The 7,516-nt window shown below is 59.4% G+C and carries 7 protein-coding genes; 3 read left to right on the top strand and 4 right to left on the bottom strand.

The genetic code is table 11. From position 1 onward, the window contains the following. Positions 1-119: 119 nt before the first annotated feature. Positions 120-2,714: a patatin-like phospholipase family protein gene (locus tag VL197_03990; protein ID HUJ17132.1), complete on the bottom strand. Its 2,595-nt coding sequence runs from the start codon at positions 2,712-2,714 to the stop codon at positions 120-122. A 416-nt stretch (positions 2,715-3,130) separates the two neighbouring features. Here VL197_03990 and VL197_03985 point away from each other — a divergent pair, with 416 nt between their 5' ends. Then, positions 3,131-3,748: a DUF47 family protein gene (locus VL197_03985; GenBank protein HUJ17131.1), complete on the top strand. Its 618-nt coding sequence runs from the start codon at positions 3,131-3,133 to the stop codon at positions 3,746-3,748. Next, positions 3,741-4,730, top strand: a complete 990-nt coding sequence (locus VL197_03980) for an inorganic phosphate transporter (protein HUJ17130.1) — start codon at positions 3,741-3,743, stop codon at positions 4,728-4,730. The genes VL197_03985 and VL197_03980 overlap by 8 nt, the downstream gene beginning before the upstream one ends. A 95-nt stretch (positions 4,731-4,825) precedes the next feature. Here VL197_03980 and VL197_03975 read toward each other — a convergent pair whose 3' ends face one another. After that, the gene (locus VL197_03975) at positions 4,826-5,455 is read right to left on the bottom strand and encodes a PHP domain-containing protein (protein HUJ17129.1); all 630 of its coding nucleotides are present in this window, start codon (positions 5,453-5,455) and stop codon (positions 4,826-4,828) included. Positions 5,456-6,140: 685 nt separating this feature from the next. On the opposite strand from VL197_03975, the gene VL197_03970 reads away from it, so the two are divergent. Then, entirely contained in the window at positions 6,141-6,413 is a 273-nt protein-coding gene (locus VL197_03970) for a helix-turn-helix domain-containing protein (protein HUJ17128.1), read from the top strand. A gap of 108 nt (positions 6,414-6,521) precedes the next feature. Here the strand turns inward: VL197_03970 and VL197_03965 are convergent, their stop codons facing one another. Together VL197_03965 and VL197_03960 are read right to left on the bottom strand one after the other, a co-directional pair. Further along, complete coding sequence (locus tag VL197_03965) at positions 6,522-7,052, bottom strand: PAS domain S-box protein (protein ID HUJ17127.1); 531 nt, start codon at positions 7,050-7,052, stop codon at positions 6,522-6,524. Further along, positions 6,941-7,516, bottom strand: a 576-nt coding sequence (locus tag VL197_03960; protein HUJ17126.1) for a PAS domain S-box protein, incomplete at its 5' end; no start/stop codon positions are given. The genes VL197_03965 and VL197_03960, both read right to left, overlap by 112 nt.

Genomic DNA, 7,516 nt, shown 5'->3' with positions numbered 1-7,516 from the left:
TATTCATCCATGTTAATGAGATCTCGGCTCCACTTACCTGATTACAGTGCACCCCCAAAAGCATCTCCTGTCTCTGAAGGCGACAAGCAACGCCGGAACACTCGACCGCGACTAAATAACTAAAAATCAAACCCCGCCGAGAAATAGACCGCGTACCGGTGCTGCTCCCCTTCGCCGAAATCGAGCCGGACCGGGCCGATGATCGTGTCCGCATACAGGCCGATCCCGCCCCCGCTCCTGAGGTCCCTGACCGACATCCCATCCCTCGTGTTCCAGACGTTCCCGGCCCCATAGGAGAAGTTGATGTACACTGCCTTGACCAGGCTCAGCTGGTAATCGATGAGCTTGAACCGGTAGGCCGCTGACAATGCGAGGAGATCGTTCCCCGTGAACTCGCGCCGCTGGTAACCCAGAAGCGGAGTGCTGATGAGATAGTCCGCTCCGCCGATGCCGTACTGCTCCTCATAGGGAATGACGCCGCTTCCCAGTCCTCCCGAAGCCTCGAGGATGATGGTGTGGCGGTCGCCCAAGGGAATGCTCTGCTGCGCCGAGAGGGCCGTCTTGGTGTACTTGACGTTCCCGCCGTAGGCCGGGGCGGCAGTTTCATAGGAAGCCTTGAGAAGCAGGCCCCGGTGGGCAAAGGTGCTGCTGTCCCGCGTGTCCACGGTGGACAGGAAGGCCAGGCTCCCGATGCGCGCGATCTCGGAAAGCGGCGCGAGCCCCAGGACATCCGCACTCGTGTCCGAGGTGAACCGGTAGCGCAGATAGGTGTCGCCGAACCGGAACCACTGGTATCCGAAGGACACTTCGGCGCCCTTGCGCGTGATGTCCAGTTCCCGGACCTTGTGCTTGTCCTGGTACAGGAAGTACGTGCGGTCCCGGTAGAATACGTCGACCGTATGAAGGAAGTTCATCCGGAGCACGAGGGGCGAGGTGTAGCCGAAGGTGAGGTCCGTATAGTTCCCGTAGCGGGTGTTCAGGAACACCCGGATGCCCCTGCCGTACACGTTGTCCACCAGGAGGTCCGTCAGCCCCGTGAAATGGTCTTCCAGGTCGTAGCGGAGGCCGAGGCGGATCCGGTTCGACGGTTTTTCCCTGATCTTGAGCGTGAGGTCAAGCCCGCCCTGGGCGCTCTTCTGCATGTCCACGCCGATGGATTCGAAATAATCCAGCGCGTACAGGTGCTGGATGTCGTAGGCCGCGATGTCGAAGTTGAGCGGGGCGCCCGCCCGGGTCATGGTCTCCCGCCGGATGAGGTACCTGCTGGTCGTGGTATCGCCCGTGATCGTGATCGAATCGAGCCTGCCTTCATACAGTTCGATCGCGAGCGTCCCGTCCGTCTTCACCTCCGTGCGCTGAACCCGTGCGAGAAGATAACCCCGGCTCCGGCACGATGCCACGATCCGGTCCAGCTCCTCTTCGACGCGCGTCGTGACGAGGGGCCTGCCGACCTGCCAAGTGAGGGTGGAAAGGATCGCCTCCTTCGACAGGATGGTGTTCCCCGAGACGGTGACTGCCGTGATGACCGGGTTCTCGGTCACGGTCAGCACGGCCCGGTGGCCCGCTCCCTCTTTTTCCAGGGAGAGCACGACGTCCGAAAAGTAGCCCAGCTGGTAGACCTCGTTCAGCGCTCTCCGGATATCAACGGCGGTTGCTTCCCGGGGTGAGAGCACCTGCTTCAGCGCGAACCGCAGGGTCGGATCGGATACGGTCCTGTTGCCCCGGATTGTCAGGGTGGTGATCAGGAACCGTTCGGAGGCCATTGGCGCTCCCTTCTGCCGGCTCATGAGTTCCCGGATGCGGGGCATCGCTGCGCGCGCAGCGTCTTCGCCCTTGCGGATGATCCCCTCCATCAGCGGAAAATCGGTGAAGGAATAGTCCGACGTGTCAGGCGTGATCACCACATCTGCGAGCCGTGCTTGGCGCCCCGATTCCTTCCGGACCTGGAGCGAGATGGACTGGCTCATGATCTCGACCATGGACGAGAGCCGCTCCTTTTTCTCGAGCTTTGCCGAGGCGTCCACGGCGACCACGACGTCCACACCCAGGGAGCGGACGACCTCGACAGGCAGATTGTTCACCAGCCCGCCGTCCACGAGCAGATGTCCCTGCACCTCCACGGGCTGGAACACGAGGGGGATCGCCGTGCTGGCCCGGATGGCGTCATGGAGCAGGCCGTGGTCCAGGACGACCGCGTCGCCGGTCTCTATGTCCGTCGCGACGGCGCGAAAGGGCACCCGCAGCCGGTTGAAATCGAGGTCCGCTTCAAAGGAGGCCGCGAGCGTCTTGGAGACCAGGAGGTTCGTCAGCTTCTGTCCCGCCGTCAGCCCCGCGGGCGGCATGAAGCGGCCCTTCTGAAAGGTGAACTCCAGGAGGTGGCGGCTTTCGGCCTCCTTCTGCTCCTGCGTCAGGAACGCCCGGGCCGGCTTGTCATTAAAGATGTCGTTCCAGTCGCTGCCGAGGAATATCCGTTCGATCTCGTCGGGCTGGTAGCCCGCTGCATAGAGGCCGCCCACGCCAGCGCCCATGCTCGTGCCCGCGATCGCCGCAATGGGAATGCCCTCCTGCTGCAGTACCTTCAGCACACCGATCGACGCGGCGGCCTTTGCCCCGCCGCCGGCCAGAGCCAGGCCCAGTTTCGGGACACTGTCCGCGGCAGGCGGAACGGCGATCTTGAGGCCGCCATGCACGGTCTGATAGGAGGGGGTGAACAAAAGAGGAGCCTGCTGAGCAAGGGACGATGAAGGGGAAAAAAGGAGACAGAACAGGATCGCGGGAATGGCGCGTGATACCATGGTGATACTATAACATAGAACCGGGATGCCCTTCACGCGATTCTGAATGCCGGTTCATCCTGAAGAAATGTCAAGGAGAGCATATTATAGTCAAGATCATTTTGCCATAGAGGACACCGAGTCCCAGAGAAATGCTGTGATAAAGGCTGTTCAGCTTTCCTCGGCGTCCTCGGGGGCGCAAAGAATTTAATGCTCTTGTCAGTAAGCGACTTCGATCAGGTATTTAATTTTTTGGAGTTGCAGGGGTGTGCTCTTTGTGCTATTCTTTCACCCGGAATTGAAAGGCCCCGCTCCAAGGCTGCCTCAAATTCAGCGAAGGAGACAACCCTACCCCTATGGCGCTATTCCCCAAATCAATCGATTTCTTCGAGCAGTTCGACCGGGCGCTCGAAAATCTGTCACGGACAACGAACCTCCTCGTGGACACCTTCAACAACTTCGAGCACTTCGAGAAGAAGGCAAAGGCCATCTACGAGTTCGAGCAGGAAGGCGACATGCTGACCCACGATATCATGAAGGACCTGAACAAGACCTTCCTGACGCCGATCGACCGTGAGGACATCCACGCCCTGGCTTCGCGCATCGACGATGTGGTCGACCTCATCTGGGCGGCCGTGGACCGCATGGTCGTCTACAAGATCGAAAAACCCACGCCCGAGGTGATCTCCATCGCCGAAGACCTCCAGATGACGGCGGATGTCCTCAAAAAGGCGCTCCGGGAGCTGCGGTCCAAGCAGTACTCTCATGTGCAGGAGCACTGCATCGAGGTGAACCGGCTCGAGAACCGCATCGACCGGAAATACCGTGACGCCCTGGGCAAGCTTCTGAACGACAACAACGACCCCATTTACATCATCAAGTGGAAGGATATCTATCAGCTCTTCGAGGACGCCTCGGACCGGGCCGAGGACATCGCCAATATCCTCGAAGGCATCGTCCTGAAACATGCATGAGATCCTGATCCTCATCATCATTCTCGCGGTCGTCTTCGACGTTGCGAACGGGTGGCACGACTGCGCGAATGCCATCGCGACCGTCGTGTCGACCAAGGTCCTGTCGCCCACGTCGGCGGTGGTTCTCGCCGCGGGCATGAACATTCTCGGCGCCTTCCTGTCGACGGCCGTCGCGAAGACCGTGGGCACGGGCATCGTCGATCCCAAGGCCGTCACCGACATGGTCATCGTCTCGGCCCTGCTCTCGGCGATCCTCTGGAACATCATGACCATCCTGGTGGGACTGCCCGTCAGCTCCTCGCACGCGCTCTTCGGCGGGATCGCCGGCGCGGCAATGGCCTACGGGGGTACGGGCATCCTGAACGTCGACGGCATCATCAAGATCCTGACATCGCTCCTCATTTCTCCGGTCTTCGGCATCGTCTTCGGCTACCTGTTCATGAAGCTGATCCTGCGTCTCTTCGGCCGGCTCTCTCCGGGCGCCGTCAGCAAGTACTTCGGCAGGCTCCAGATCATATCGTCGTCCTTCATGGCCTTCGGGCACGGGTCCAACGATGCGCAGAAGGCCATGGGCATCATCACCATGGCCCTGGTGAGCGGCGGCGTGCTGAAGAGCGTCGATGTGCCGAAATGGGTCATCCTCATCTGCGCCGTAGCCATGGGCTTCGGCACGCTCTTTGGGGGATGGAAGATCATCAAGACGCTCGGCCACAAGATGCTGAAGCTCGAACCCATTCACGGCTTCGCAGCGGAAACAGCGTCGACGGGCATCATCATCGCGGCAAGCCACTGGGGCCTGCCGGTCAGCACGACGCACGTCGTGTCCACGGCCATCCTTGGAGTCGGCGCCACCAAGCGGCTCTCCGCGGTCCGTTGGGGCATCGCCGGCAAGATCGTGCTCGCCTGGGTGCTGACCCTTCCGGTCTGCATCGTAATGGCATGGGGCATCCAGACGCTTCTCGTTCGTTATCATCTCGGGTAGCGTCCTTCCCCGGAGCACTCGTTACCGACAAAAAAGGATTCCCGCTCTGACAACGCGGGAACCCGCTTTGGACTGGTACGACGTATCCGCCACTCTCACCAAGGCATCACCCTCGAGATCCTTCTCGTGTCCACTCCCCGGTAGTTCCCCGCCCTGAGCAGTTCTATGAAGTTCTCATAGGTCACCGCGTGGTCAAACTCGGTATAGCAGGAACCGACCTCCCGCGGATCGTGGGCATCGGACCCGCCGGTGTAGGGCAGCTTCAACGCGGCAGCCGTCTCGATGGCCCTCACGTTGTAGGCATGCATGTTCGCGCCGTTGCATCCTTCGAGGCCGCAGATCCCGGGCACACTCCGGACCAGTTCGCCGAGGCTCGTGCCAGGACGGTAGGGATGGGAAGGGATCACCACGCCGCCCGCCTTGTTGACGGAGGCGACCAGCTCGGAGACGGGTGCGTGTTTCATTGCCATCCGGTCCGTATCAACGCCGAACACGAGGCAGTGGCCCTCGGCAGCGGAAAACTCGACGCCCCGGAAGATACTGATGCTGCTGCCGAACTTTTCCTTCAGCGCCTCAACCGGCTCGGAGACTCCGTACCAGTAGTGCTCAGTGAACGCGATCCCGTGGAGCCCACGCTCGATGGCGCGGAGGATAGATTCCTCGGGGTCGGCGTCATTATCCGTGCTGTATAAAGAATGAACGTGAAGGTCGATCTTGTATTTCATGGAATTATGCCCCGCAAGCGAATGCAAAGACTCATGGACTTAAATGTAAGAATCCCAGGCTCCGACACGGGGGCACGGGGGACAAGTGGATCTCCTGCCGGCAGGAGGCGGGGGCTCCCTCTAGGAACGCGACCTCCCTCCTGCACCCAGCATTCACGAGTGCAATAGCGCGAGTGCAGGGCGCGGACTACGACGCATAATCCCGGCAGAGCCGGGGATTGCAAGTCGTGGGATTCAATGGTTGGTCTCCGGTGCATACCATCGTCAACTACCTTCGATCACAATAAATCATGTATAATCGGCAGGTTCCAGCCTGCTTGCCAGGCAGCACGTATCACGCGTCAGGCATAGAGAAAGCAGTATTTTGTGTGCCTTGAAGCATGATCCACAATATATTGTATGGCCATTGAAAGAGAAAATTTATTATAAAAAACCATACTTTTTATGTTGATTTTATGCGGCTTTCGTGCTACTTAGATAATATAAATGCGTAAAACCGGCTCGATCAGCTTAATCTTGCCCGCCTCATCGTGGATAGCGTTACACTCTTGATCATACGAATAATGTTGCGCCAGCTTTCTCGGTCGCACTTTGAGTAAAGTTTTTTTAACCGAAGCCAACCTGGGATCAGGCAGAACGGCATTCACTGCATTGTCTGCGGCTATTCTTTGTCGGGAGGGCGCATATGCGTGAGATCGGTCGGCTTTTAAAAGACGGACGGCAGGCGCTTGGCCTCGAGATCGGCGATGTCGCCCGACAGACCTGCATAAGCTCTCATTACATCAGGGCCCTTGAGGATGGGAAGTTCCAGATCATCCCCAGGGTGTTCGACAAGGGATACCTGAAGATCTACGCGAATTTCCTCCATATCGATATAAAACCGCTCATGGCGCTGTACGAGCAAAAAAAGAACCAGGCAGCACCCCCACCCCCGGTCGCTGCGTCAAAGACAGCGTAGAGCATGGAGAACCAGCAAGCCTCACGGGAGAGTCCATCATTCCCGTAGCGTACGTCCCTTCCCGTAAATCCTTCCCCGACAGCGCACTTCAGCACGTACCAGCGAGCGTTATGCGTTGAGCATCGCGTCAAGCACTGCCTGAAGACTGGCGACATCATAGGGCTTCTTGAGAAACGCGCTGAATCCTTGCCTCCCATCGCTCAGGGCAATAGCATCGTCAGAGTATCCGCTGGAGATGATCGCCTTCACCAGGGGATCGATCTCGCATAGTTTCCCGCGGAAGCGAGCCTCGAGATTTTTTACCGCACCGTGTTCCCGAAGGCCCTCGACCAGCCTTTTCCTGTCATCGGGGTCGACCCATATGTTCAGCGCAAGGGATGTCTTGCCGACGGCCTCTTCCTCGGTATACTCCAGGATGCGGGTGAATCCCTCGTTGACCGAGACGTATTCGCCGTCCTTGAGGCGGTTCATATTGATTGCATCCGGGCTCGTATAGAACACTTTCCGGAACTTTTCTTCGCTGACCCTCAGCGCCTCCTCCGCCCGCTTGCGTTCGGTGATGTCGCGAATGACATGCAGAACTTCGTCCTGGTCCAGAAATACAATGCGGTCATCGTAGAATCGCGCTTCGCCGTGCACGTCCAGTTCGTACTCGAGCGTTCGCGGCTTGCCTGACGCGAACACCTGGCCCATAAGCTCGATCGCCCGGCCGGCGATCGGCGCGGGGAGAACATCCTGGATTTTTTCCCCAGGAACACGTGGGGCGGAACGTACAATGTCGAAGCGTCGGAGCAGCGATAGTCCCGTATCGTACCTTCGCGGGCTATGCGAAACAGCAGGTCGGGAAGGGCGTTGATCAGCACGCGATTCTCCGATTCACTTCGTTTCAGCGACTCCTCGGCCCGCTTGCGTTCGGTGATGTCCTGGGTGATGGCCATGACGCGGGGAACGCCGTTCAGGACGATTTTCTTCAGGGAGATGTCGCGCCAATACGTCCGCCCCTCCCGGTCGAGGTCCTTCCATTCGAAGCGCTGCGGGCCTTCCGCAGCGGCCTTGCGGACCCATCGCGCGACATCCCGGAGGGAATAAGGCTCCGGCAGCCA

This window comes from Nitrospirota bacterium, assembly GCA_035516965.1.
Lineage (GTDB): Bacteria > Nitrospirota > UBA9217 > UBA9217 > UBA9217 > MHEA01.
Note: the sequence above shows the minus strand (reverse complement) of the source record. Positions and strands in the feature narration are given on the sequence as shown.

Excerpts from the sequence above, each read along its gene's own strand:
- VL197_03985 (HUJ17131.1), top strand. The coding sequence starts at position 3,131 with ATGGCGCTATTCCCCAAATCAATCGATTTCTTCGAGCAGTTCGACCGG.
- VL197_03980 (HUJ17130.1), top strand. The coding sequence starts at position 3,741 with ATGCATGAGATCCTGATCCTCATCATCATTCTCGCGGTCGTCTTCGAC.
- VL197_03975 (HUJ17129.1), bottom strand. The coding sequence starts at position 5,455 with ATGAAATACAAGATCGACCTTCACGTTCATTCTTTATACAGCACGGAT.
- VL197_03970 (HUJ17128.1), top strand. The coding sequence starts at position 6,141 with ATGCGTGAGATCGGTCGGCTTTTAAAAGACGGACGGCAGGCGCTTGGC.